Below are 25,110 nucleotides of genomic sequence, written 5' to 3'. Positions count from 1 at the left end.
TGTATTGACCGTCCGGACAGGACAGTGTAGACACATTCTTGCGGCACATTGACCAATGTCGCTACTGGGCGGTCATCGTCGCCCGCCGAGACACCGCACGACAGACAGCAACGGGGGAAGCATGTCATTACGTCGTTCGTTTACCCTTGCCCTCCTTACGGCCGGCACCGTTGCCGCCGCGAGCAGCACAGCGCTCGCGGCGCCGCCAGTCGAGGACGACACCCGCCGGGTCGACCGCGCCGGGGCCCCAATCCGCGATACCCACCGGAAGGATCCAGCAAAGGACACTCCGCGCGATCGGCTGCTCATGGGGCCGATCATGTCTGGGCACTACGAGCCGCTGGAGACGATCACCACCGGGTCCTGGCCGGAAAACGTCGCGATCGGCGACGTCACCGGCGACGGCCGCAACGACGTGCTGCTCACGACCAGCTACTACTTCGACGAAGAGAATGACTACAAGCTGTTCGTCTACTCGCAGCGACCAGACGGTTCGCTGCGCCCCGAGGTCAAGTACCAGACGCGGATGGCGTACGGGGACGCCGGCGGGCTCGCCGTGCTCGACACGAACGGTGACGGCCGGCTGGACGTCGCCGTGGCCACGAGCAGCGGAGTGGAGATTTTCGCCCAGAGCGTCGCTGGCACCCTCGAGAGCCGGGGCGTGCTGGCCGGTTCGCCGGTGAACGCGTCCCAGGTGACCGCCGCGGACCTCGACGCAGACGCGGACGCCGACCTGCTCGTGGCCGGCAGGGCCGGAATCGCGCAGCTCACCCAGGGCGACGGCGGGACGTTCACCAGGTCGCCGGTGACCACCGAAAACACCACAGTGGTGCGTGTCGGTGACCTCGACAGTGACGGGCGCTTGGACGCGGTGGGATTCCGCGGTTACTACGTGACCGTGTACCGCAACCTCGGCGACTACTGGCGTCGCGAGGTGCCGCTGGTGCGTGACGTTTCCGTCAACAGCGTCGAGGTCGCCGACGTCACGGCCGACGGCCGCGCCGACCTGTTGGTCACAGAGGGCGGCAACCGTCCTTCCTCGCAACTGGTGGTGTTCCCGCAGACCGACACCGGCACGCTGGCCAAACCCACGACCTACCCGGTCATGGACATCCCGCAGCCGGTCCGAGCGGCGGACATCGACGGCGACGGCCGCAACGACGTGGTCACCGTGCACGGCGGTTGGGAGCGGGTGAGCACACTGTTGCAACGAGCCGACGGCACCCTGGCCCCGGCAGGACTCGATGAGGTGCCGTACGCGACCAACTACAACGACGACGGCCTAGCGGTCGGCGACGTCAACGGTGACGGCCGCACCGACGTCGTAATCGCCGATTACAACCACGGCGTGGTCATTCTCCGCAACGCCGGCTGATACACCAATCGGCGCGCACCGCCGCGCGGATGTCTCATGGACGCTCGTCGACGAACGGCTGGGGCGACTCAGCCGTTCGCATCTCGGTGGCGAGGGCTCTACCGGAGGTAGGCACGCTCGTCGACCGCGTACGGCGGCTGAGCCAGGAACGCGTCGGTCGCGATCTCGCCGTGGGCGAGGCTCAGCGTGTCGAGCCGGTACGACCATTCGTGCCCGCATGGACAGGTGCCCGACGAACGGTAGTTGATCTGCCACCGCACCCACTCGCCGCGACGCAGGTAGATGACCGGAGGGCGGCGGTTTCGGCGCGGCATCATCGAGGCGTCGGGTACGAGCTGGACGCGTAGCCGCTCGCCGACCTGCCGCAGCTCCACCTGGTCAGCGGCGGGCAGCTCCGCTCGGGTTTCGCCGTGTGGCCTGAAGCCTTCGTGCTCATGCATGAAAACCTGGTGAATGAGCGGCGCACCGGCCGCCGGCAGGTGGAAGGCGAACGGAACAGCGTTGCGGCGGGCAGCGGCGTCGCCGCCGCGGGACCGCTTGGTCCAAGACGTGCGTACCCACTGAACGACAGGCTCCATACACCAGATGGTCGGCGCGCCCGCGCCACCCCGCAACGCGAATTACGACGCGTGTGGAAGCACGGCATCGATCGTGGCGACGTGGCGCGGGCGGTGCCGGCTCAGATCTTGCCGACGCCGGCACCCGCCGTGACCAGCGACGGCACGGATGCGGCGCTGTCTGCCCGGTAGGAATAATAGGCGCTCGGCTCACCGACCGTGCCTCCGGTCTCGCAGGCACCGGAGCGTACAAACGCGTTGCCGCGCTGGACCAGCCGGCCCGGTGCCGACTCGGCATAGCCGCTGGCGGAGTGGCAGGGGAAGGCGGTGTCCTCGAAGTAGTTGGCCTCCACCAGCACGCCGGCGTTCTCGGTCGACGCGACGCCATACGAGCCGACGCCCCGGTAGTAGTTGTTGTAGACGTGCACCGGGTCGCCGAACCGCACGCGCGGATGCCGCTGCGTGGAACCGTCGAACAGGTTGTGGTGATAGGTGACCTTCAGGTAGCCGATGTCGGCGGTGTGCGTGTCTGAGTGACCCAGCAGCATGCTCTTGTCGGTGCCATGGAACCGGTTCCACGACACCGTGACGAATGTCGACTTGTGCTTGACGTCGACCGATCCGTCGTACGCCGGGTAGAAGTCGTTGTGGTCGATCCACACGTGGTGCGCACCATTGTGGACACTGACAGAATCGTCAGACGCGTTACGGAACGCGATGTTGCGGATGATGACATTGTTGCCGGGTCGGGTGGTGCTGCCGAGCACCAGACCGCCACCGGTAATCTCCGCAGTGGCCCCGACGCCGAGAATCGACTTGTTGGCCACCACCCGCACCATGCCGCTGACCTGGATCCGGCCGGAGATCAGGATCGTGTACGGGGTGTTCGCGCCGGCGTACTGGGCCAACTGTGCGCTGGTGGTGACTGTGACGGTGGGGCCCGCGGCGCCGCCGGTGGTGCCGTTGATGCCGAGCGCGGAGACGCTCGCATAGCCGTCTGCCGTATCGGCCATCACCTGGATGTCGTCGCTTGCGGCGGCCCGCACGCCGCCGACGGAGCCGGCGAGCACGGCGGTGAACACGCCTGCGAGGAGCGCGATGAAGCGTCGTCTGAGCATGATGGGTCCCGCCCTTCCGGACTGTGACACAGTCGGGGTGGCAGACCCCCAAGCATCTTGGAAAGCGCTTTCCAGCGAGCTTACGAGTCACTTCCACAAATGTCAATGAACTGACAAATCCGCCCCCGGCATCGGCGTCAGCGGCATCAATCTGCGGGCTGCCGCGACGTTCGTCGTGGTCCATGCCGTTGCTCCCGCGGCCTCACCCTCCGCGTGTAGTCACGCTCTCCGCTCGTCGCCGCCTCGCCATCCGGCCATGGCTGAGGCGACAAAAACCCTGTTTTTGTCGCCTCAGCGGCATCCGGAAGCCGCAGTATCAGGGATTTTGTTGCTTCGCCCGCGTGGGTTGTGGGTGCGCGGTGGGTGAGGCCGCGGGAGCTGCGGTCTTGCGCGCGGCGGGCGTCGCGGTAGCTCGGATTTCGGTCCTGGTCTTGGGCTTGCCCTTGTCCCGCAAAGAGTCGTCGATCAAGGCCATGTGCGTGGATCAAGGGCGAATGCACGCGGTTTAGAGATCAAAGCGCGTGCATTTGCCCTTGATCGGCGTGCAGGGCGGGGCTACGTGCTGTCGCGGGCGGGGTGGCGCTGGCTATAGGCAGGTGCCGCAGTTGGGCCAGGTGTTGCTGCCGCCCGGGAGCACGGTTATCTGGACCCGCACGCGTGGGTCTGTCACCGGCACCGGTGTCACCGTCGGCGTGTCGTCACCCAGCTCGACTATCAGGCAGGCGAGTCGGGTGGTGGTGTCGCGGACGAGGCAGATCGCCGCCGCCGCCCCGTCGCCGACGGACTCGGCCGCGTCGAAGTTGAAGTGCCCGGCGAACTCTGTCGGCTCGGTCGCCGCCTTGTACGGCCGCAGCTTCTTGTCGTACAGCCGACCGGCTGGCACCACGGGCGGCAGCTGCTGCCCCGGTGACATCACCGTCGTCCAGCCCACGTATGCGAACCCGAACCGGCCGCTGACCCGTGGGTCAGGGTCCTTTTCGGACTTCGGGCACGGTCCCACCCGGCCGCGCAGCTCCAGGACCGGCCCAAACTCGTCAGGTGGCCCGACGACCACAGCGGTGAACTCGCCGACGGCGCAGGCGGCGGTGTCTGGCCACAGCTCGTCACCGACCGCCGCCGTGACGGGGCCGGCGACGACCAGCAGCAGACCGGCGGCGCCGCTGATAACCGCCCGGATGAACCTCTTCATCGGGTCTCCTTCCCTTCGGTAGTTGTCGGGGCCGTGCTGTAGGGCGGCCGCACCGCGTACAGCGCGCCGAGGACGAGGCCGAGCTGGAAACGGTTCTGCACGCCGAGCCGATCCATCAGGGCACGCAGGATGTTGGTGACCGAGCGGGAACTGACCTGGAGGTGGCGGGCGGCTGACTCATCCGTGTGTCCCGCCGCCAGCAGGGAGACCAGAGCCCACTCGCGAGGGCTGAGGGGTGGCAGGCCCCGCTCCGCGGGTGGTGTGGACGCGACGTCCCAGTTGCGCTCGAAGAGGGATACCAGCGCGTCGACAACGGGCCGCTGGGCAACCTCCAGGTAGCCACGGCCGAAGTCGCCAGGGTCGACGGGAAACAGCGCCACCGTGCGGTCCACGACGATGAGCTTCATCGGTACGGCCGGCATCCGCCGGTAGTCGGGCATCTTCTCCGGAGGGCGGCGGCCGTGCGGGGCCAGGGGATCCAGATCGGCCGGGTGTACACCGAGCACCCGCATCCGCACCCCGCGGCTGAGCAGGATCCGGTCCAGTGGGGCGGCTGACTGGGTGGCCTGCGGTTCGAACGCGGGCTCGGGGTTCATGGCCAGGTGTTCGCAGCGGGTCATCCCGACCAGCTCAGCCATCCGGGTCCGGGCGGCGGCCCGGGTGGGTAGGTGGCGCAGTCCCTCGCCCAGCGCGAGGCTGACCAGCTCCGGCAGGACGCGGTCGGGGCGGCTCGGGGCCGCGCTGGCCCGCGCCTGTGGCCGTGCCCGGCTGTGGCGCAGCGCGGGCACGACCGTGGCCGGCGGATGAGCGCGCCACACGGCTGTCTCCGGGCGGGCCGCCGGCGCCAGAGACGCCGCGTTCCGATCGGCCAGCTCGTCGAGCGCGTCGAGGACCCGCCGGCGTGGCAGTCCGAGCCCCCGAGCCAGCTCCACCGCGCACCCGGCGCCGAACGTGACAAGGGTCCGGTAGACCAGGTCGGCGTCGGGTGACAGGCCGCAGGACACCAGTGACGGTACGGCGGCACCGACGACGACCGTCCCTGCCCCAAGCACCATGCGTCATCACCCCCGTGACAAGGCATCGAATCTCATCTTCCCGGGTGCCCGCCACCCCTGTATCCATTCCGTGTCGTCGGATTTCTGGATCGCGCAAGATCAGTGAGATCAGGGTGGGCAGATGAACAGTGTCTCCGGGGAGGTGCTGAGCACCAGCGGGATGGTGAGGAACCGGCCGCCGGGTGCCGTCTTCTCCTTCGTGGTGCTGTCGTAGGTAGCGCTGGTGATGTCGCATGAGCCGTACATCGCGCCCAGCACGTTGCCCTCCCTGCCGTTGGGCACCTCGTCCACCCATTTGAGGGTGGTGCTCACCGGTGAGAGGTCGTGGTTGAACTCGTCCCACCTGCCGGCGAGCTCGCTGGAGTAGTAGGGATACTCATCGCACTGGTGGGTGGGGGAGGGTTTTGGATTTCGGGAGCACCCGTTGGGCTGCCGGCCCTGTTGCGTGTACCAGTTTCTGCTCGGCAGGATCTTCGCCATCTCGTCGTTCTTGGCGCGGCGCAGCAGGACCCACAGTGGATTCTGCTGGAGACCTTCGTTGTCGTTGACGGCCGCGTCACCGGCATCGGTCACCGAGGGGAAGAACACCGGCAGGGTCATGCACGGGTCTCCCCCGACACCACCGATCCGGGTCAGCTCAAGACATCGTTCGGCCGCATAGGTGGCCTGGGACGGCGACAGTGTGATGCCGCGTGTCGCGGCCCTGCTCTGGAAGTAGGTGGCGACCGTGGAGACCGAACTGGGCTCCATCAAGGCGACGCTGGCTAGCACGCCCAGCGCGGCGTGCCCGGCCTCCTTGGGGTGGAAGCTGCCCGCGCCCGGGATCTCCCGGCCGCTCCACGGTTCCGCGACGGCGATGACCATGTTGGTCCACGAGCCGGCCGAACCGGTGGGGCACGCCCAGCGCGAGGTCGCACCGCCGCCGTTGCGCCAGGTGTCCGTCGGGTCGACGTACTTGATGTTCATGCCCCCGAGCGCGAGATCGGCGACCGCGTCGGCGGTGATCAGGCCGAGCATGCCGCTGAAGTTGTTCAGCAGACGCTGGGTCGTCGGGCTCACGCTCTGGCACGTCTGCCATGGATGGTCCGGGAACAGTTGCGGATAGCCGACCACGACGATCTGCGCGTTGGGCGCCTTTTCGTGTATCGCGCGGTAGGCCGCTTTCAGCTTGGCCGGCAGCAAATTGAGGATGACCGTCATCTCGAAGGTTCTCAACGCCGACGGATCGACGGCACCGTTGGAGCGCCGGGTCAGGCGATGGTCGGCGCCGTAACACCCGTTCAAGGGGTTGACGACCATGCAGCCGTGCATCACGTCGGCGAAGCGCGCGTCGTTGCCGCCGATGGAGATCGTCACGTGGGTGGTGTCCACGTCCAACCAGCCCTGGTCGACTTGTGGCAGCTCGCCGAACCGGTGGTCGGCCCGGCCCCAGTCGGTGTATCCGGCCTGGTCCGTCACGGCCGGCGGTGAGTTGACCGCGGTCTCCGTCACGCTTGTCGTGTTCGCCCCCGAGCAGGCGATGAACCCGAACGACGCGCGCCCGGCGGCCGCCTCCTGCTCGATCGTCGCGCTGCTCCCCGGCAGCTTCACGTGGTAGGGGTAGGCGCGGATCGACCGGTGGCAGGCGTTCTTGTCGTTGCCGTCGCGCTTGTGGTCGCTGTCCGGCAGGTAGTAGTCGATGCCCTCGCCGGAGCTGTACGAGTCACCCATCGCCACGTACTGGGCCACCGGCGTACTCGCCCGTTCGAAGGCGACCGCGTCCCAGGCGATGCTCTCCTCGCCGATGCCGTCGCGGGTGACCGTCGACAGCGAGACGCTCCCGCGGCCGTTGAAGTTGAACAACCCGAGATCCACCCACGTGTTCGCCTTGCGCACCTGGCCGATGACGCGATGCCGGGTAACCCCGTTGCCCAGGTTGATCACGTAGTCGGCCTGCCTGGTGAAGGCGCGGTGGTCCGGTACGGCCACCTTCACCTTGTACCAGCCGCTGATCGGGTTGCTCAGCCGCCAGGTCCCGTTGACGCGCAGCCTGCCGCCGTGCATCGCGCTGGTGCGGGTCCGCCCGAAGAAGAAGTGGCCGCTGAAGCCGCCACCGATCTGATGAAGGTCCACCTTGGACGGATAGTTGCCGCTGCCGTCGGGGGCGAACTCGAACCCGAACGAGCCAGCGTTGCTGAATGTTCGAGCGCAGTCCGGTCGCACCGACGGCGTGCCGTCGAGCTGGTCGTCGATGATCAGCCAGGTGCTCGGCATGGTGCCGCAGTTCGGCGGGTAGCTGACCCCGTCATCCTGGTACGCGTAGCCGGGGTCGAAGCGCACCGACTCGTTGCCGCAGGTGCCGCAGGTGGTACCCGGTCCGCCTTTCCACTGCACCGACTGGTGGTACCAGCAGCGCAGGTCGAAGCGGTCGTGGTCGTCGGTGTGCAGGCACGGCCCGGGCGGTTCCTCCTCCATACCGGGCGCGTCCGGCTCCACCTTCATGCCCGGTACACAGTGGTTGCTCTGGTCGCAGAAGAGGTTCAGTGGCGGTTTCACCGCGGTCCGGTTGATCGGACCCTGGACGTCGCCACCCGGCCACCAAGCGGCGTTGTACCCGCGGACGAGCGTCGTCGGCGACTCGTTGATCTCCACCGGGTGGCCGGCCCAACCCATGATCTTTTCCGGGTACGGCCACTTCTGCGGCGTACGCGCGTCCTCGTATGTCGTGTCGAGGAACGCCTTGCGCTGCGGGTCGTAGCGCGGGTTGATGGGATTGTTCGCCCAACCCACACCCCACGGCTCGCCGTTGCCGAGGTTGGGATAGAAGCCTGTGTTGTACGCCCACGCCGCCATGAACCAGTTTTCGATCTTGAGCGGATCGCCGTTGTTGACGGTGATTCCCGCCGCCCGGACCTGGTTCCACTTGTTCTGCAGGATCTGCACGCCGGCCGCGATGTTGGTGACGAAGTCCAGCGCCACCGCACGCTGCATGTTGTACGGATGCGAGGGCTGCTCATCGGGCTTTTCCTTGCCCGCCAAGCGCATGCGGTCGGTCACCTGCGCCACGCCGTATCCGCAGTCGGCGTCGGCCCAGTTGATATTCCAGTCGTCGGAGGAGTCGACGTTGTAGATGTCGCGGCCGTAGAAGTTGCCGATGAGTGGGTTGCCGGTGGCTCCGGGCAGCACGAAGCCGGGCGCCTGCCACATGTTCGACTCCTGGGCGAGGATGCCGAGCATCACCTGGGCCGGCACCCGTCCGCCGCCGATCAGGTCGACCGGCGGGAAGTACGACATCGGGCTGTACGGCGGCATGCCGAGGTTCTTCCAGTTCGCCGGCCGGGACACGGTCAGCGACCTGGTGATCACCTGGTCGACGGCCCACTCCACCTGGCGCGGCTTGGGCTGCATCGCCTGGTTGCGCGGATCGTTGCGCGGCACCGAGCAGTACCGTTCGTCCGTACCCTCGACCGGGTCGGTGGGTGAGCCCTGCACACGGGCGGCGGAGCCGCTCTTCTTGGCGGCGTTCAGGTTCGGGTGCGTGCTTCGCGCCGACCCGGCCGCGGCCCCGGACTGCGAGGCGTCGGGCGACACGCGAAACGTCAGGTTCGCCTTCCGGGCGACGGACCGCGCCTCGATGTCAAGGGTTCGCGCGGCGCCGCCGGTGTCGACGGGAACCCGGGGATCGGCCTGACCGGCCCAGGCCACCCGGGTCAGCGCGAGCGCGCCCGTCGTGGACACGGTGCTGGAGTTCGGCACGTCGAGGCGACGGACCGTCCCGGGCAACGCCGTCACGTTGGTGGCGGCGCCGGTCAGGAACACCTGCCCGGCGGTGCCGGTGGCCAGGCCGACGCTGGTGAGGCCGCCCTCGGCGAGAGTGGCGGGCGTCGCGTTCGCCCGTGGCATCGTCCGTCGTACCCGGACGCTCTCGCCCTGCCGGTCCAGGAACACGACGCCACCGTCGCGATCGGCGGCGAGCCGGAAAGCGGTGCCGCGCGTGGGGACCAGCCCCTGCATCCTGCCTCGACCGTCCACGCGCACGAGCCGGCCCGCGCCCGCGGCGACCACGGCGTCACCGACCGGTACCGGCGAGCTCAGCTCGGTGGGCAGCAGCAGCGGCTTGCCGATCGTGCCCTTGGCGGCGTCCACTGTGATCAGTCTGCTGTGGACGCCCTTGACCTTCGGGTCGTCGATGCGCTTGCCGCCGTACTGGCTGAGCACCGCCCTCTCTCCGGTGCCGCAACCCGGATTGAAGTACGCCAGCGAGCTCTGCACCGGCAGCTTCTTCACCGCACCCGAGTGCAGGTCCACCACCGCGGTGAACCCGCCACGGTCGAAGAGGTCGGGGTCATTGGTGAACGTGCGCGGCCCGTAAACCACCACGAGCCGGCGACCAGAGCCGGTGATGCACGCGTTACCAATCCACAGGTCGGCGTCGAAGCCCGGCTCGGCCAGCGACGCCACGGTCTTCCAGCCGTACCCGCCGCGGGCGGTGGCGACGAGCACGTGCAGGCCGGTGCTGTCGCCCGAGGTCGTCCAGACGAGATCGTCGGACTTGTGCCAGCCCGGCGCCAGTACCCGATCCCGCTCTTTGGGGTCGACCGTGTCCGACGGCGGAGCGGCCACTTTCGACGCTCCGCCCCCCGGGTCCAGCGCCCGCGCCTGGGCTGCGGGCGGGCTGAGCGCGACCGCGACCACCGTCGCGCCAACGGCCACTACAGCTATCGTGGAGCGCAGCCGCCTGCGCAGTCTGGATGTAGCCATCGTTCCCCCGGTCTCATCGGTTCGGCGTTGCGAGAATCAGCACGCGCGGAAGCTCAACATGAGACGCGTTTTCATGGAAGCTCGTCGTTGCCCCAAACATCCGTGCTGCCCGCATTTGAGGGCACGGATTTGCGGAGTTCAGCACGGCGCCTTTCGGAAAAGGGAACGGCAGTGGGGGCTACGCTGGCGGGCGACATGGCTCCTAGCGTGACGGGCGCAGGAATCGCGCTGGGGCGAAACTGGTGAATGCCGGAGGCATGATCTTGTCCTCGAACGTGCCGAAGTCCAAAACCCGGTGGAACGGGTCGGTGAACTCGCCGGCGGCCGCGTTGAGCCGGCGTGGAGTCAGGTTTGGCCAACGGCCGGTGTCGATCCGCTCAAACAGGGCCCGGAGAATCACCAGCTCCTCCGCGTCGCTGAACGCGCAGTGCATGCCGCGGTCCACATAGACCTGTCGCAGCTTCGCCGGGTCGCCGTGCTGGCGGACCTGGCCGGCGTACCACCGCTCGTGTTCGGCGACGGCGCCGCCGTCCTGCACGGTGTGAACGGTGATGAAGGGCATCGAGATCCGCCCCGTCGGCAGCGCGAACCGGTCCATGTAGGAGAGTGCGGCCGGGTCGGCGGCGATCCGCGGCGTGGCGTTGATCCGGTTCAGGTCGGCGTCGAGGTCCACACCCGGCGTGGCTTGGTAGGCGCGGCGTACCAGCTCGGTCTGGCTGGACCGGCTCAGCAGGCGCCGGTAGTCGATGCCGGTGTTGAACGACGGATTGCCGCCGGCGCGGCGTTCCAGATCGGCCCGCTCCTTCGGTCCGCCGAAGAAGACGTAGCCCATGATCCAGTCCGCCTGCTTGCGGACCCAGTCCTCCGTGCCCGGCCGCGGCGCCGGCTCGTGCGCGGAGAACGCGCCCGGGATGTTGCCCAGCGCGGCGATCAGGGCGATACGGGCGCGGCCCTGCGGTGTGGTCACGGCGTCGCGGACCGCGTTGGTCAGGACCTCGTTGCCGCGATCCGGGTCGCGGGATCGGACCAGCTCGATGTCCTGCTGATCAGCCGGTACCAGCAGGGCCTTGACCGCGAACAGCATGTCCAGCGCCGAGTTGAGCGTTCCGGGCGGGTCGAACTCACCGCACGCGGTCGCCACCCCGGCGAACCGGTGCGGGTTCCGCTCGGCGAGCAGTGCCGAAATGGCCGCCCCGTTCGAATGCCCGGTGGCAACCGTGCGATGCGGCTGCCCGATGTTCGCCTCGAACCAGTCCAGCAAGGCGATCTGGTCTTCCAGCGCGTCCTTCATCGCGAAACCGGTGACGCCTTTGAAGTTCGACGCCGCAAGCGCGTAACCGTTGTCGAGCAACCATGCCTCGGTCCCGGACCGGTCCGGCGGCCGGTTCGAAAGCCAGATCCCGCCCGGTGGCGGGAAACCGACCGGCCAGTTGCCATGGCTGAACAGCACCAAGGTGCCGTTCCACCGCTGCGGCGTCTCGACCCTGAAGTCGGCCCCGTCGATCGTGCCCAGATAGGTGTGACGCCCCGTGGCGGCCGCCACGCCCGGTGCCACCGCCTTGGCCGGCGACCCGCTGACCAGTAACCCCATCAGCAACCCGGCCACAGCCAGGCCACGTAGTCCTTTACGCATCTCGCGCCTCCTGTCCCGTGGAGTCGCTGCAGTAAACCAGCCGGCGACTTCAATCCGGCTTCACTCTCTTGATGTCATGATCTCGTGTGTGAATGACTGGACCTACAACGACCGTCCCGAGGACAAGATGTGGTCCTGGATCCTGCGCGGGGAGGACGACGCCGCCGATTTCGCGGCCGCCTACGAGAGGGCGCTGGAGGTCCGCCGAGCCCAGCAGCGTGAGCTGGGTGACGTGCGCAGCAACCTGACCCAGGCCTTCGACGAGCTCAACCAGCTCGGCGTGCTGGCCCGCGAGAACTTCACCTGCTGCGGCACCTGCGCCGCCGCCGAGATCCACGACGAGCGCGACGACTCCCGGCACTGGCACGGATACCTCTGGTATCACCAGCAGGACACCGAGTCGCTTGTTTCCAGCCCCGACGGTTCGGTCTACCTCGGCTACGGCGCCTACCCACCCGAAGACTTCGACGAGGCCGCCTATGCGGCCCTGCCGGAAGAGCAACGGCAGGCTGGCTACCAGTCCGATGTGGAGCGGATGCTGGACGAGCTGGTCTTCCCGGTGCTTCGCAAGTACGGCATGCGGGTCGAGTGGAACCGGAGCCAGGCCACCAGGGTCCTGGTCACCGGTGCACGCTGGTATGCGCCCCTGGCCTGAAGGCGGCCCGTTGGGTACGAGCTTGAGCGCTCGTACCCAACGTCTTGAACCGGTCAGGAATCGGCCCAGGCGCCGTCGCCGAAGTCTCGCACCGCGTTGTAGTAGATCGAGGCGATCCCTAGACAGGTGGTTCGGTCACCTGATGGGAGTGCCCCGCACATTCTGCTCAGGTCCCACAGCAGGGTTCCGTCGATGCGTTCCCGGTAACGCTCAGCGCTGAGGCCGACCGTGCGGTGGTTTCCGTAGCCGAAGTCGTGCCGGTCGCACGCCGGCTTGAAGTTGTATCCGAACGGATAGTCCGGCGAGTTGCTGCATCCGTTGTTGGCCCAGTCGAACCCGTACGCACTCCACGCGCCGGATCCGGCCTGGAACGAACTGCGTCCCTGGCTGGTCGGTTCCGTTATCAACCAGTACGCCTGTGGACGGGAGAGCATCACGTTGGCGGCGGCCACGTTGGACACCGATTGGGTGATCCGCTCGGCGATGAGGCGGTACTCGATGCGCTGGCCCCGCGCGAACGCGGTGGTGTCGAAGTGGAAGGACTGTTCACACAGCCCCACCGAGTGCACCACCGGAAGCGGCAGGCGCCGCCATGCGCCGCTGGTGCGGTATTCGATCCAGAGGTAGACGTAGCCGCCGGGGAACAGCGTGCACTGCCAACTGAGCCGTGCGTACCCTGGCCGGGCGGACGCGCTCAGCGTCGGCACGTACGGGGGTGGCGGCAGCGGGCGGGCGCTGACGGTGTTGGAGTAGCCGCTCTGGCCGGCTTGGTTCGCGGCGGTCACCTTGAACTCGTAGGTGTAGCCGTTCGCCAGCCCCGTGGCCACGAACCTGGTGTTCGTCGTCGGGTACTGGAAGTAGTACCAGTTCGCGTGTCCCTGCGGCCGGAAGTACACCCAGTAGTACACGTTGGACGTCGCACTGGCGTTCCAGGTCAGCGTGACCTGGGCGTCTCCGGCCACCGCACTGAGCCCGGACGGCGCGGCCGGCAGGGGCAGGAACGGTGTGGCCGCCGCCGTGTTGGAGAACCCGCTCTGCCCGCCGCCGTTGGCCGCGGTCACCTTGAACTCGTACCGGAACCCGTTCAGCAACCCGGTCGCCACGAACCGGGTGTTCGTCGTCGGGTACTTGAAGTAGTACCAGTCGGTGTGACCCTGCGGCCGGAAGTACACCCAGTAGTACACATTCGGCGTCGCACTGGCATTCCAGTTCAACGTGACCTGGCCATTGCCGGCCACCGCGGTCAGGCCCGACGGTGCGGCGGGCGGCGGCTGGAACGGCGTGGCCGCGACGGTGTTGGAGAACCCGCTCTGGCCGCCCAGGTTCGCGGCGGTCACCTTGAACTCGTACCGGAACCCGTTCAACAGCCCTGTCGCCACGAACCGGGTGTCGAGCGTGGGGTACTGGAAGTAGTACCAGTCCGTGTGACCCTGCGGCCGGAAGTACACCCAGTAGTACACATTCGGCGTCGCACTGGCATTCCAGTTCAACGTGACCTGGCCATTGCCAGCCACCGCGGTCAGGCCGCTCGGGGCCTGCGGCGCGGGTGGTACCGGCGTGGAGCTGACCACATTGGACGGGCCGCTCTCCCCCGCGGCGTTGACGGAGGTGACGCGGAACTCGTACCGGTGACCGTTGGTCAGGTTTTCGACGGTGTGCCACCACTCGGGCACCGAGTACGGCAGCTTCGTCCACGCCGTCTGCCCGGCGGTGACGTCGCGCAGGTAGATGTTGTAGGTCGTGGCGGTCGCGTTCTGGTTCCAGCCGAGGCCGACCTTGCCGTCGGCCGCGATCGCGTTCAGGCCCGTCGGCGCGGTGGGCGCGGGCGGCAGCGGTCGAGCCTTGACCACATTGGATGGCTCACTGTCGCCCGACGCGTTGGTCGCGGCCACCTTGAACTCGTACTCCGTGCCGTTGGTCAGGCTGCCCACGGTCGCGGTGGTTCCGGTCGCCGGCCACTCCAGCCGGGTGAAGCCGTCGTTTCCGGCCGTCTGCCGGTAGTAGATCCAGTAATAGACGTTGGGTGTGGTGCTGGCCGTCCACGACAGCCTGACTTCGCCGTTGCCGGCTACCGCGGTCAGGCCGGTCGGCGGGCGGGGCAGGCCGCCCTGGGCGGTGACCTGGATGGTGTTCGAGGCGGGTCCCTCGCCGCCGCCGTTGATCGCGGTGACCTTGAACTCGTACACGTGGCCGTGCACGAGCGCACCGCTGGTCGCCGACGTGGTGGTCGCGGGGTAGATGCCCTTGGTGAAGGCGGTCTGCCCGGCGGTCACGTCGCGCTGGTACACCCAGAACCACAGGTCTTCGCCGGGCGAGTCCCAGCTCAGGTTGACGGTGCCGTCGCCGGCGGTCTGCCCGCGCAGGTTCGTCGGCGCGCTCGGCAGGGCATAGTGGACGGTCGCGCGGACCGGGGCGGCGGTCGGCCCGTCACCGGCCAGGTTCGTGCCGGCGACCGTGAACTCGTACACGTGCCCGTGAGTGAGCCCCTTGACGGTGATCGCCGTGCCGTCCGTTACCGGGTACGCCAGCTTCGTGTAGTCGGACTCTCCCGCCGTCACGTCCCGCCGGTACACCCAGTAGTAGAGGTTCGGGCCGGGCGCTGTCCACTCCAGACGGACGCCGCCGGTGTCGTTGGCCGTGGCGGTCAGACCGGTCACCACCTTGGGCAGCGGCGGCATGGGCTTCGCCTTCACCACCGCGCTGGCGCCGCCCTCACCGGCCGCGTTGACCGCCGACACCTTGAACTCGTACTCATGGCCGTTGGCCAGCCAGCCCAATGTCGCCGTCGGGCCCTCGGTCACCGGGTACTGCGCCTTGGTGAACTGGGTGTCGCCCGCGGTGATGTCGCGGTAGTAGACCCAGTACCAGGAGTTGGGAACCGCTGTCCACTCCAGAACGACCTCGCCGTCGCCCGGTGTCGCCCGTAGACCGGTCGGCACACCGGGAAGGTCGTGACGGGCGGTCACCCGTACCGTTGCGCTGCGCGGCCCGTCACCGGCGGCGTTGATGCCGGCGACCGCGAACTCGTACTCGTGCCCGTCGAGCAACGCTCCCGGCCGCGCAGCCGTGCCCTGGGTGACCGGAAGCTCCAGCCTCCGGAAGTCGGCTTCGCCGCTGGTCACGTCGCGCTGGTAGACCCAGTAGTAGAGGTTCGGGGCGGGTGCCGTCCACTCCAGACTGACGCTGCCGTCGCCGTTGGCGGTCGCCACCAGACCGGTTGGCGCACCGGGCTTGTCGTGCCGGGCGGTCGCGCGGATCGTGCCGCTGCGCTGGCTCTCCCCACCCTGGTTGATGGCCGACACCGCGAACTCGTACTCGTGCCCGTCAAGCAGGGCTCCCGGCCGGGCCGTGGTGCCCTCGGTGACCGGGTACTCAAGCTTGCGGAACTCGGTCTCGGCGGCGGTGACGTCCCGCAGGTACACCCAGTACCAGACGCCGGCGCCGGAACCTGTCCAGTTCAGCGTCACGCTGGCATCGGCGTTCACCGTCGCGGCCAGCGCGGTCGGCACGCCGGGCAGGCCGTAGCGGGCCGTCGCCCGGACCGGCGCGGTCGCGACGCCTTCACCGCCGCCGTTGATAGCGGAGACCTTGAACTCGTACTCGTGCTCGTGCAGCAGCCCCGCGGCGTTGAACGACGCCCCCTGCGTGACGGGGTACTCCAGCTTGGTGAACGCGGTCTCGCCGGCCGTCACGTCCCGCTGGTACACCCAGTACCAGACGTCGGGGCCGGCCGCCTGCCAGGCCAGCCGCACCGCGCCGGCACCGTCCGCGGTGGCGGTCAGCTGCCCTGGCGTACCCGGAAGGGCGTAGGACGCCCGCGCGGTGACCGCCGCGCTGCGCGGACTGTCCCCCGCGCCGTTGCGGGCGACGACCACGAACTCGTAGTCGTGCTGGTGGACGAGCTTGCGCGCCGTCGCGGTCGTGCCGAACGGGGAGTCCGGTTCGAGCGTCGCGAACTCCTCCTGCTGCTCGGTGAGGTCCCGCAGGTACACCTGGTACTGCGCCGGCCCCGTCACCGCCGCCCAGCTCAACGCGATCTCGCCGTTGCCGTTCGGGGTGGCCGTCAACCCCGTCGGCGCGGCTGGCGCCACGACGTCGATCGTGATGGACCTGGTGTCGCTGGGCTGGCTCTCCCCGACGGCGTTGACCGCCGCGATCCGGAACTCGTACGCGTGCCCGTCGGTCAGTAACGCGACCTCGGCGCTGGCCTGCGACTCTACCCGCGGTGAACGAGTGAAATGAGTCTGGCCGGCCGTGACGTCCCGGCGATACACCCGATACCCGGTGGCGCCCGGAACCGGCGTCCACGCCAACCGGATGGGGTCACTGCTGCCCTCGACGGTGAACCCGGCGGGGCGGGCCGGCACCGTCGCCGGGTCCGGCGCCGGCAACGGCCACGCGAACTCGACGAAACGCGGCCGATAGATACGGGCGTCCGCGGTGTTGTCGCCGTCCCGCAGGCTGTTGACGTTGTACGAGATCAGCAGCTTCCCGTCCGCCGCCAGCGCCGGATGGGTACGGGCGTCGTAGATGATGTGCGCCGGGTTCGCGGCGGGCTCCGGCGCGTCGACCAGATACCGCGGCGCACCGAACGGCCCGGTCGGGCTCGCGGCCACATGCGCCACCACCGACGGACCGAACATCGTGTTGGTGTCCTGAGTCACCAGCACGTAGTCGTCGCCGATCCGATCGACGGAGTAACCACCGACACCACTCATCAACCGGCTCGACTGCGCCTCGTTCGCCGACCAGGCCGAGCCGGTCCAGAACTGCCAACTCCCCGCCAGGCCACCGGTGGCCCGGGCCACATGCGCGAACTTGAGGCCGTCGACGTCTTCCAGACCGTACACATAGGTCTGCCCACCATCCTGCAGGATCGTCGTGCCCCAGGCGATCCGGTTGGTGAGCGGCAGCGCTGTCACGCTGCTCAGCGTCAGGCCGGGCAGCGCGAACGTCGCCAGCGCGGTCCCGACGAGTTCGACATCCAGCGGGCCGGTGCCGGTCTTGCGGTAACGGTTGTAGAGCACCTTCAACGCGCCCTCGTCGACGACACCGTCCGTGACCCAGAACAGCTCGTCGGCCACGCCGGTGTCCACAAGGGCCTTCGGCGCCGCGGCGGTGCCGCCGTGCAGCGTCTGCCCCAGGGTGTTGCCCTGCTGAACGACCAGGGTGTTGTTCACCATGGGCGCGTCGGCGGGCCGGCTGTGGTCGGCGTTGACCGCGCCGAGATAGGTGTCGGAGTACAGCCAGGCGACCCGGCCATCCGGCAGCGCCACCGAGACGGTGGAGTCGCCGCCGGTCCAGTGGCCGCCCGCGTCGCCGTACGCGCCCCACAAGGAGTTCAGGGCACTAGCGGACATTGTGGACGCCTGCAGGGCGGCGGAGCTCGGCACCGCCCACAACAGACTCACGACCATGAGGGCGACCAGCGCCCGTACCCCGAACTTGCGCCTCTTGACCGCACTCACCGACGCTGTGCTCACCGACATGGCGAGCATCGTCGCCGGCAGCCCTTTCAAAAAGTCTTCATTTCTGCGTCATCAGCACCCGCGACGCCGGAGGGGCGCCTGCCACCTCCGCGTCACGGGGCCGGAACCCTACTTCGGGCGGCCCGTGCCTTCCGCGGCTTTCCGCTGCGCGTCCATCTCGGCCTGCACCTGCTCGTCTGTCAGCGGCACGCACGTGCCCGGCTCACTGTCGAACAGCGTGATGGTGGAGCCCAGGTCCCCGTTCTGCCCTCGGCCAAAGACCACGAAGCTGAGGACGGACCCCTCGGGCATGGCCTTCGGTGCAATGACCATGCGTACATCAACGTTTGAGCCCCGCCCTCCACTTACTCTGGCTTGAGAACTTCGTCGAGGAAGTCGAGGGACGCCTCGATCAGCGCGGCGACGTCGGGCGCGCCCTCGAAGCAGTGGTCGGCGCCCGGCACGGGGTAGAGATCGCAGCGCACGCCGTGCGCGTGCAGCGCCGCGGCCAGGCGCTCGCTCTGGGAGTACGGGACAAGCCGGTCGCCGGTGCCGTGCACGCATAGAAACGGCGGGGCGCCTGGGTGGGCCTGCTCGACCGGGCTGGCCAGCGCCCGCTCCCGCGGCGACCGGACGCCGCCCAGCGGCCCCGTGCCCGGGTCGTCCGCGTCACCACTGTCCATGGTGGATAGATCGGACACGCCGAACCAGTCGACGACCGCGTGCACCCGCGGCCCGTCCGCCGCCAGCCCGGCCAGCGCGGCGAGAGTGCCGCCCGCGGACTCACCCCACACCGCCAAGCGCCCCACGTCCAGGTGGAAGCCGGCGGCATTCCCCCGCAGCCACCCGATCGCCGCCCGCACGTCGTCCAGCTGGGCCGGGAAGGTCGCCTCGGCGGACAGCCGGTAGTCGACGCTGGCCACCGCGTACCCGCGGCGCTGGATGCGGTCGAAGAAGCCCAGCGTCCCGTACGTGTCCGGCAGGCTCTTGCGGTCACCCATACGCCAGGCACCGCCGTGTATCCAGACGACAAGCGGCCAGGGGCCCTCACCGGCGGGCGCGTACAGGTCGAGGCGCAGGGGGCGGTAGCCGAGAATCGCGGCATAGACCAGGTTCGCTTCGAACATACCGACAGCGTAGCCAGGACGTTCATCGAGTCCTGATCATGGGAGGAAGATGGGGAGGAGGATGAGGGAGTTGACCGCGCCATGCGCCGCGATGATGGCCGGCAGGCTGCGATACCTGGCCCACAGGTACCCGACGAACAGGCCGAAGCCGCCGTTGAACAGCACGATGACGGCCAGCATGACGCCGGGTGGCCCGTCGTGCAGCCGATTGATGTGCATGAGCGCGAACAGCAGCGCACTCGCCACGATCGCCGGCCAGCGCCCCAGCAGCTCCTCGAGCCGGGTTTGCAGCATGACGCGGTAGAACAGTTCCTCGGTGACGCTGGCGGTCAGAAACGTCAGCAGCATCGTCACGGCCAGGTAGGCGCGGTCGAGCTCACGGTATTCGGACAGGTCGCGGTCACCGGCGAGCGGGCTGTAGTAAGTGAGGTACGCCCACGCGGCGAGCGCGGGCAGTGGCTCCAGCCAGCGTGCGGCCGCGCCGACCGCGCGCCGGTGGGCGGCGGCCGCCGCACCAGCGAGCCGGGCGTCCCGGTCCGTGCGCCAGGTCCGCAGGATCAGCCAACCGCCGCCGAGCAGCACGGTCACCTTGAGGATGCCGTACCAGAGGCCGGTGCCGGTGAGCACGATCAGCGCCGGGTACGCGAACGCGAGACCAACCAGGGCGTACGCCTGGCGCTCCCGAACCCGGCCGCGGACGAGGGTGGGAAGTCGCGGCGGCAGCAGCCTGATGAGCAGTAGAGCGACCGCCAACGGTACGACGACCGCCGCCAGCGGTACCAAGGGTGCCTCGTCATCGGCGGAGGTGCGCACCTCGGTGTGCCCGGTGAGCAGCAGCCCCGCGAACGCGACAGCGAACACGACGCTGCCCGCGGCGGTGAATACCCGTAGTCGCATGGGCCAAGTGTCAGGGCGCGGTCGCGGCCGTCCCTCCACCCGCGAGATGGTCTTGCGGTACATACTTCGACGGACCCTTGACCAAGTTGCTGTGTAACACCGGTCCACGGGCGCCCAAGTACGGATGAAACCATCCCTACGACATGGACGGAGCCCAGTGCCTGACACCGAGAGGGAGAAACGCGACCTGGCCACGATCGGCCAGGACCCAGACGCGTTCGAACGCTTCTACCGGGCCCACGTCGACATGGTCGGGCGCTTCATCGCCCGGCGGGTCACCGACCCGCACACCGTGGCGGATCTGACCGCCGACGTGTTCATGGCGGCGATCGCCTCCGCGCACACCTACCGGCCCGACCGGGGCAGTGTGGCCGGCTGGATGCACGGCGTGGCTCGCAACGTCGTCGCCAGCGAGTTCAAGCGGCGGGTCCGCGAGCGCGACGCGGCCCAACGCGCCGGCGGTCGCCGGGCGGTGGGCAGCGAGGACATCGCCCGCATCGAGGAGCGCATCGACGCCGAGAAGACCGCCCGGCGCACGTACGAGGCGCTCATCACCTTGCCCGAGTCGGCCCGCCAACTGATCGAGCTGGTCGCGGTCGACGGGCTCACGGTCGGTGAGGCCGCGGCAGCGCTCGGTATCACGCCGATCGTCGCCCGCGTCCGCCTGCACCGCGCCCGCAAGCTGCTCAAGGGCGTCACCGAACGACACCTGTCCATGCCTGCCTCGTCGATCGCCTGAGGAGCATCATGAACACCACCGAACGCCCCCTCGCACCGTACGAGGAGCGCCTTCTCGCCGAACTGCGCGGCGTCGTAGCCGAGCGGGCCACCTCGACCGCCGCGCCCGTCCGCACCTTCCGCGCCAGCCGGCCCCGCGCGCGCTTCGCCGTCGGGCTCGGCGCCGCGGCCGCCCTGGCCATCGCGGCTGGCATCGGCGGGCCGGCCCTGCTCGGCGCCGGAGACGGCCCTGCCTTCGCCGCCGACAAGGACCCGGACGGCTCGATCCGCATCTACATCAGGGAGTACAGCGACCCCAAGGGTCTGCAGGAGCGGCTGCGCCAGCTCGGCGTCGACGCGGTCGTCGACTACGTACCCAATGGCAAGCAGTGCCGGGAGCCGCGTGCGACGTACGTGCCGTTCGACCAGCAGCCGGCCGACCTGGTGACCATCTCGCCGCCGCCCAAGGGCGACGAGGGCACCTACCTGAGGCTGCACCCCGAACTGATCGGGGAGGGACGCACCTTCGTCTTCACCACCACCATCATCGGCGACCTCGACGACGAAGAGCACCAGGCCAAGGCTCAGGTCAGGCTCGCCACCGGGCCGGTCGCCGACTGCGAGCAGGTCCCTGGACCGGTGCTGCCCCGCAACGGGGGCTGATCGGTTCGCCCGGAAAGCCGGTGTGGATCCCCACACCGGCTTTCCCCCCGCGCCGTTCGCCGCACCGCGCCGCGCTAGCCGCGCCCACCGCGCCGCGCTCACTGCGCCGCGCCCGCCGCGCCCGCCGCGCCGCGCCCGCCGCGCCCACCCCGTCGATCAAGGGCAAACGCACGTGGTTCGATCTCTTTTCCGCGTGCGTTCGCCCTTGATCCATGCGAATGGCCTTGATCGACGGCCCGTCGCGGGGCAAGGGCAAGCCCAGAACCAGGACCGAGCTCTGAGCTACCGCGACGTCCGTCGTGCGCGAGACCGCTGCTCCCGCGGCCTCACCGTCCGCGCCCCCCACAACCCGGCCGGACGAGACCGAGGGCGTCCCTCAAGTAGTTACGACTACTTGAGGGACGCCCTGACATGTGGGGGCGGTGGGTCAGGACAGGGCGTACGCGCGGAGGATGGTCTGCTCGACCGCGTTGCCGTTACTGTCCACAGCGGACGCCTTCAGCGAGACGTGGCCGCTGCCGGTGGGATGGTCGAGCAACGCCAATCGGTCGACGCCGGAGCCAGCGAGCCGGACCCGCTGCCAGGTCTTGCCATCGTCATACGAGGCGTCAACCGTCAAGCCGGTCAGCTTGCCGTGCTCCGAGCCGGTATTCCACTGCACATGCACCGGTATCGCGAACCGCCTGCCGGCCGGCGCCCGGTTGAGGTCGTCGAGCTTGGGCGCGAACCGCACCGCCATCAGCGGCGTCCTGCTGACCGACCCGTCAGTCGGGCGGGCGGACGAGAACGTCCACGTCGCCGAGACCTCTGTGGACAGTGGTGACACCGACCGCTTCGCCGCCGCCTCCAGGCGGTACGTGGCGCGCTCGGCCGGCACCGGAAAGACCGCTGACATGCTGGCTTCCTCGCCGACCTTCACGCCGTCCCGAGACAGGACCAGCCGGGCGGTGTCGGTGCTGGACGAGCCGCTGCGCTGCCGGCCCTGGTCACCGAACATGTGCAGGTCGAAGCCCAGCCAGTCTTCCTCCCGCCTGGCGAGACTCCACTCGTAGCCCGGGAACGAAGGCCCGAACACACCGGCGTTCCAGCGCTCGACGACCGGCTTACCGCGCTTGTAGGTGACCGGAGCGCTGCCGATGGCGCCGATGTCCTCACCGTCATCCCCCGGCAGGTCCAGGGAGGGTTCGAACGGCATGCCGGGGCTGTAGTACTCGGTGATGGTCGCCGGCGCGGTCAGCTCGACAACATGGTTCTTGACGACACGCTGGCCGAGGTAGGCCGCGGCGATTCTGCTGTGGACGGTCGCGAGATCCCGGTCGCGGATGCGGCGGTCCACGTTGGTGGTGACCCTGCCGGCCTGCGCCCACTGGATCTTGTACAGGTACGGGCTGCCGTCGAAGCCGCCCTGACCGTCGGGGCGGGCCAGGTCAGCGTGGAGCGTCATGGTGAACTTCTCCGGCATCGAGGCGGTGGTCGCCGATGGCATGACGGAGATGTCGGCAAGATTGTCGAACCCCCCGATCACCGCGAAGTGACCGCCCCACGCGGTCCTCCGGTCGAACACCAGAAACGCCCCTACGAGGGTCGCGTCGGGCCGGTCCAGCAGGGTGAGGCCGAGCGGCTTGGCGCGCCGGGCGTCGACGACCAGCTCAAGGTCTCGGTCCACCACCACCTCCGGCTCGCTGAGAATCGCGATTTTCCGCTCGGTCCACACATTCGCCTCGAAGAGGTACCGGCCCTTGGGCACGCGGGTCGTCACGGTGCCCGGCGCGGGAACGACCCACAGTCTGCGCTCCACGGCGAGGTCGATGAAGCTGGCGAAGTACATCGCGGCTGGCTCACCATTGGCGTCTACAAAGGACAGCTTGACGTCGTAGCTCTCCTCCTCGCGCACGACACCGACGGGAGTACGTATCGACACGTCACCGCCGGTGGCGACGACGGTGCCGCCGTAGACGCCGTCCGGGGCGTCCACTGTGGTATCGGTGACCAGCTTCACGCTGGCCGTGCCGCCGGCGGGTACCGTCACCCGCGCCGGGTCGAGGGTGAACATGCCGGCGGGCGCCGGAGCGCCGGTGGGGCCGCGCACGTCGACGGCCAGGTCCAGCGTCATCGGCTCAGACCCGAGGTTGCGATATCCGACCTTGTCGCTGATCGGTTCGTCGTCGCTGTGTGGCCAGCGCACCACGCCGTTGCTTATCGAGCCCAGTGTCGACACGATTGGCTGGCTGACGGCGCGGGCTACGTCGAGACGGCCGGCGCCCTGCTGGTAGACGCTGAGGTCGGGGTTGGGTTTGGCGCTGCCCATCAGTGCCGGTTTGAGTTCGTCGGCGTCCCAGTCCGGGTGCTGCCCGGCCAGGATCGCCGCCGCGCCCGCGACGTGCGGCGTGGCCATCGAGGTACCGGGAAGCTGGAGATACTGGCCATCCACCACCGGATAGCTGTTGCTCAGTACGGCACCCTTGGCCAGCGGCGCGACGATGTCGACGCCGGGTGCGGTGATGTCCGGCTTGACCGCCTGATCGCCCAGGCGCGGGCCGACGTTGGAGAACTCGGCGATCGCGTCCCGCTTGTCGACCGCGCCGACGGTCAGCGCCTCATCCGCCGAGCCGGGGCTGGCCACCTTTCCCTCCGGTCCGCTGTTGCCGGCGGCGATGACGAACAGCGTGCCTGTGTCGCGGGTCAGTTGGTCGACCGCCTGGTCCATCGGCTCGACGCCCGCGCCGGACTCGCCGCCGAGGCTCATGTTGATCACGTCGACGCCCTGCTCGGCTGCCCACTGCATGCCGGCGATGATCCAGGACTCGAAGCCGTCGCCGGCATCGTCGAGGACCTTGCCGTTGAGCAGCTTGGCGTCCGGTGCGACACCCTTGTATTTCCCGCCGGAGGCGGCGCCGTCGCCGGTCACGATGCCGGCCACGTGGGTGCCGTGCCCGTACCGGTCGTCGGCGCCGCTCTCGCTGCCGGTGAAGTCCCGCGCACCGACGACCGCATCAGCCAGGTCGGGGTGGTCGGTGTCGATCCCGGTGTCGAGCACCGCAACCGTGGTGTCTTTGCCGGTGTGCCCGGCTTGCCAGGCGGCGGGCGCGCCGACCTGTGGCACGCTGGTGTCGAGCGAGGCGGTCACCTTGCCGTCCAACCAGATCCGCCGCACGCCGGCACGGGCGGTCGCCGCGTTCGTGACGGCGCCCCAGAATCCGGACGCGTCCTTTTTGGACACCTCGATCGCGTCGCCACCGACGCTGGGCAGCTCCGAGGCCACCCGGGCACCGGAGGCGGTCACGCGGGCTTCGGCCGAGCGGGCCTGCGCGCCACCGTACGCGACGATCAGCCGCACCGATCCCGTCGCCCTGTCGTCGTACCCGAACTCCAGCAGCTTGGAAACGTTGAACAACCGGCCGTCGACGCGGCCGGCGGCGACCAGCGGCGCCGCGTCATCCGGGACGACGTACAGGTCGCCGCTCTCCTTCCGCTGCAGGAAGCGCACGTGGTCGCGGCCCTTGCCGTGTCGCTCGGTGACGACCCGCTCCTGCCCGCCGCTGGTCTGGATCAGCAGCCGGTCGCCGGTCACCAGCGTCAACCAGCGGTTCTCGCCGGGTGGCGTCGCCGCACGGGCCTCCTCGGCCTCGGACGCGGACATGGACAGCGCCACGGGTGTGGCCAACGCGCACGCGACGAGCGCGGCCAGCGCCGTTCTGACTTTCATCGATCCTCCCTGGGGATGGGCCTTCGAACCCATCACCGATGACTTATTCGTCAGGAGAGCGGCGTTACAGCCTCACAGGATCTTTTTCGCTGACCGCCAACCACGCGGGTGTTGGGTTACTTCGCAGCCGTTGGCCCTGGGGTGGGGGACATAGTCGGGGAGCCGCTGCGGTGCCTGTAGCCACCCTCGTGGTCGGCCCCGGCGCGGTCG

General features: G+C 69.0%; 15 protein-coding genes. 4 read left to right on the top strand and 11 right to left on the bottom strand.

The genetic code is table 11. From position 1 onward, the window contains the following. The first annotated feature begins 319 nt into the window (after positions 1-319). On the top strand, positions 320-1,375 hold the full coding sequence (locus tag QMG73_RS26400; RefSeq protein ID WP_281900038.1) for an FG-GAP repeat domain-containing protein: 1,056 nt from the start codon (positions 320-322) through the stop codon (positions 1,373-1,375). A 98-nt stretch (positions 1,376-1,473) separates the two neighbouring features. On the opposite strand, the gene QMG73_RS26395 is transcribed toward QMG73_RS26400, so the two are convergent. The 6 genes from QMG73_RS26395 to QMG73_RS26370 form a co-directional block, all read right to left on the bottom strand. Continuing rightward, positions 1,474-1,953 carry a hypothetical protein gene (locus QMG73_RS26395; protein WP_281900037.1) on the bottom strand — a complete coding sequence of 160 codons (480 nt, stop codon included), beginning with the start codon at positions 1,951-1,953 and terminating at the stop codon, positions 1,474-1,476. Positions 1,954-2,054: 101 nt separating this feature from the next. Next, the gene (locus tag QMG73_RS26390) at positions 2,055-3,050 is read right to left on the bottom strand and encodes a pectate lyase family protein (protein ID WP_281900036.1); all 996 of its coding nucleotides are present in this window, start codon (positions 3,048-3,050) and stop codon (positions 2,055-2,057) included. Positions 3,051-3,636: 586 nt separating this feature from the next. After that, on the bottom strand, positions 3,637-4,239 hold the full coding sequence (locus QMG73_RS26385) for a hypothetical protein (protein WP_281900034.1): 603 nt from the start codon (positions 4,237-4,239) through the stop codon (positions 3,637-3,639). After that, positions 4,236-5,294 carry a helix-turn-helix transcriptional regulator gene (locus tag QMG73_RS26380; RefSeq protein ID WP_281900032.1) on the bottom strand — a complete coding sequence of 353 codons (1,059 nt, stop codon included), beginning with the start codon at positions 5,292-5,294 and terminating at the stop codon, positions 4,236-4,238. The genes QMG73_RS26385 and QMG73_RS26380 overlap by 4 nt, the downstream gene beginning before the upstream one ends. A 108-nt stretch (positions 5,295-5,402) precedes the next feature. Continuing rightward, entirely contained in the window at positions 5,403-9,986 is a 4,584-nt protein-coding gene (locus QMG73_RS26375) for a golvesin C-terminal-like domain-containing protein (protein ID WP_281900030.1), read from the bottom strand. Positions 9,987-10,236: 250 nt separating this feature from the next. Continuing rightward, on the bottom strand, positions 10,237-11,667 hold the full coding sequence (locus QMG73_RS26370; protein ID WP_281900028.1) for an alpha/beta hydrolase family protein: 1,431 nt from the start codon (positions 11,665-11,667) through the stop codon (positions 10,237-10,239). Positions 11,668-11,755: 88 nt separating this feature from the next. Here QMG73_RS26370 and QMG73_RS26365 point away from each other — a divergent pair, with 88 nt between their 5' ends. Then, positions 11,756-12,322, top strand: coding sequence for a DUF6891 domain-containing protein (locus QMG73_RS26365; protein WP_281900027.1), 567 nt, complete (start codon positions 11,756-11,758; stop codon positions 12,320-12,322). 53 nt (positions 12,323-12,375) lie between these two features. Here QMG73_RS26365 and QMG73_RS26360 read toward each other — a convergent pair whose 3' ends face one another. The 4 genes from QMG73_RS26360 to QMG73_RS26345 all read right to left on the bottom strand — a co-directional run bounded on the left by QMG73_RS26360 (position 12,376) and on the right by QMG73_RS26345 (position 19,814). Then, positions 12,376-17,811 (bottom strand): phospholipase A2, encoded by a 5,436-nt coding sequence (locus QMG73_RS26360; protein WP_281900026.1) that lies wholly within the window; start codon positions 17,809-17,811, stop codon positions 12,376-12,378. Positions 17,812-17,919: 108 nt separating this feature from the next. Next, the gene (locus QMG73_RS26355) at positions 17,920-18,123 is read right to left on the bottom strand and encodes a hypothetical protein (protein ID WP_281900023.1); all 204 of its coding nucleotides are present in this window, start codon (positions 18,121-18,123) and stop codon (positions 17,920-17,922) included. A gap of 32 nt (positions 18,124-18,155) precedes the next feature. Beyond that, positions 18,156-18,917, bottom strand: a complete 762-nt coding sequence (locus QMG73_RS26350) for an alpha/beta hydrolase (protein WP_281900021.1) — start codon at positions 18,915-18,917, stop codon at positions 18,156-18,158. Positions 18,918-18,953: 36 nt separating this feature from the next. Then, a complete protein-coding gene (locus tag QMG73_RS26345; protein WP_281900019.1) occupies positions 18,954-19,814 on the bottom strand; it encodes a CPBP family intramembrane glutamic endopeptidase in 861 nt (286 codons plus the stop codon). A 157-nt stretch (positions 19,815-19,971) separates the two neighbouring features. Between QMG73_RS26345 and QMG73_RS26340 the strand changes: the two genes are divergently transcribed. Both QMG73_RS26340 and QMG73_RS26335 read left to right on the top strand, forming a co-directional pair. Next, the gene (locus QMG73_RS26340) at positions 19,972-20,553 is read left to right on the top strand and encodes an RNA polymerase sigma factor (protein ID WP_281900017.1); all 582 of its coding nucleotides are present in this window, start codon (positions 19,972-19,974) and stop codon (positions 20,551-20,553) included. Between the two features lie 8 nt (positions 20,554-20,561). Beyond that, the gene (locus QMG73_RS26335) at positions 20,562-21,194 is read left to right on the top strand and encodes a hypothetical protein (protein ID WP_281900015.1); all 633 of its coding nucleotides are present in this window, start codon (positions 20,562-20,564) and stop codon (positions 21,192-21,194) included. A 427-nt stretch (positions 21,195-21,621) separates the two neighbouring features. Here QMG73_RS26335 and QMG73_RS26330 read toward each other — a convergent pair whose 3' ends face one another. Then, positions 21,622-24,900, bottom strand: a complete 3,279-nt coding sequence (locus tag QMG73_RS26330) for a S8 family peptidase (RefSeq protein ID WP_281900013.1) — start codon at positions 24,898-24,900, stop codon at positions 21,622-21,624. Positions 24,901-25,110: the final 210 nt, after the last annotated feature.

This window comes from Phytohabitans aurantiacus (assembly GCF_027923225.1).
Classification (GTDB): Bacteria; Actinomycetota; Actinomycetes; order Mycobacteriales; family Micromonosporaceae; genus Phytohabitans; species Phytohabitans aurantiacus.
The sequence above is the reverse complement of the archived record's forward strand: the minus strand, read 5'-3'. Positions and strand labels throughout refer to the sequence as shown.

Coding starts and splice junctions, on each gene's coding strand:
- QMG73_RS26350 (WP_281900021.1), bottom strand. CDS start 18,917: ATGTTCGAAGCGAACCTGGTCTATGCCGCGATTCTCGGCTACCGCCCC.
- QMG73_RS26390 (WP_281900036.1), bottom strand. CDS start 3,050: ATGCTCAGACGACGCTTCATCGCGCTCCTCGCAGGCGTGTTCACCGCC.
- QMG73_RS26395 (WP_281900037.1), bottom strand. CDS start 1,953: ATGGAGCCTGTCGTTCAGTGGGTACGCACGTCTTGGACCAAGCGGTCC.
- QMG73_RS26385 (WP_281900034.1), bottom strand. CDS start 4,239: ATGAAGAGGTTCATCCGGGCGGTTATCAGCGGCGCCGCCGGTCTGCTG.
- QMG73_RS26370 (WP_281900028.1), bottom strand. CDS start 11,667: ATGCGTAAAGGACTACGTGGCCTGGCTGTGGCCGGGTTGCTGATGGGG.
- QMG73_RS26330 (WP_281900013.1), bottom strand. CDS start 24,900: ATGAAAGTCAGAACGGCGCTGGCCGCGCTCGTCGCGTGCGCGTTGGCC.
- QMG73_RS26345 (WP_281900019.1), bottom strand. CDS start 19,814: ATGCGACTACGGGTATTCACCGCCGCGGGCAGCGTCGTGTTCGCTGTC.
- QMG73_RS26355 (WP_281900023.1), bottom strand. CDS start 18,123: ATGGTCATTGCACCGAAGGCCATGCCCGAGGGGTCCGTCCTCAGCTTC.
- QMG73_RS26380 (WP_281900032.1), bottom strand. CDS start 5,294: ATGGTGCTTGGGGCAGGGACGGTCGTCGTCGGTGCCGCCGTACCGTCA.
- QMG73_RS26335 (WP_281900015.1), top strand. CDS start 20,562: ATGAACACCACCGAACGCCCCCTCGCACCGTACGAGGAGCGCCTTCTC.
- QMG73_RS26400 (WP_281900038.1), top strand. CDS start 320: ATGTCTGGGCACTACGAGCCGCTGGAGACGATCACCACCGGGTCCTGG.
- QMG73_RS26360 (WP_281900026.1), bottom strand. CDS start 17,811: ATGTCGGTGAGCACAGCGTCGGTGAGTGCGGTCAAGAGGCGCAAGTTC.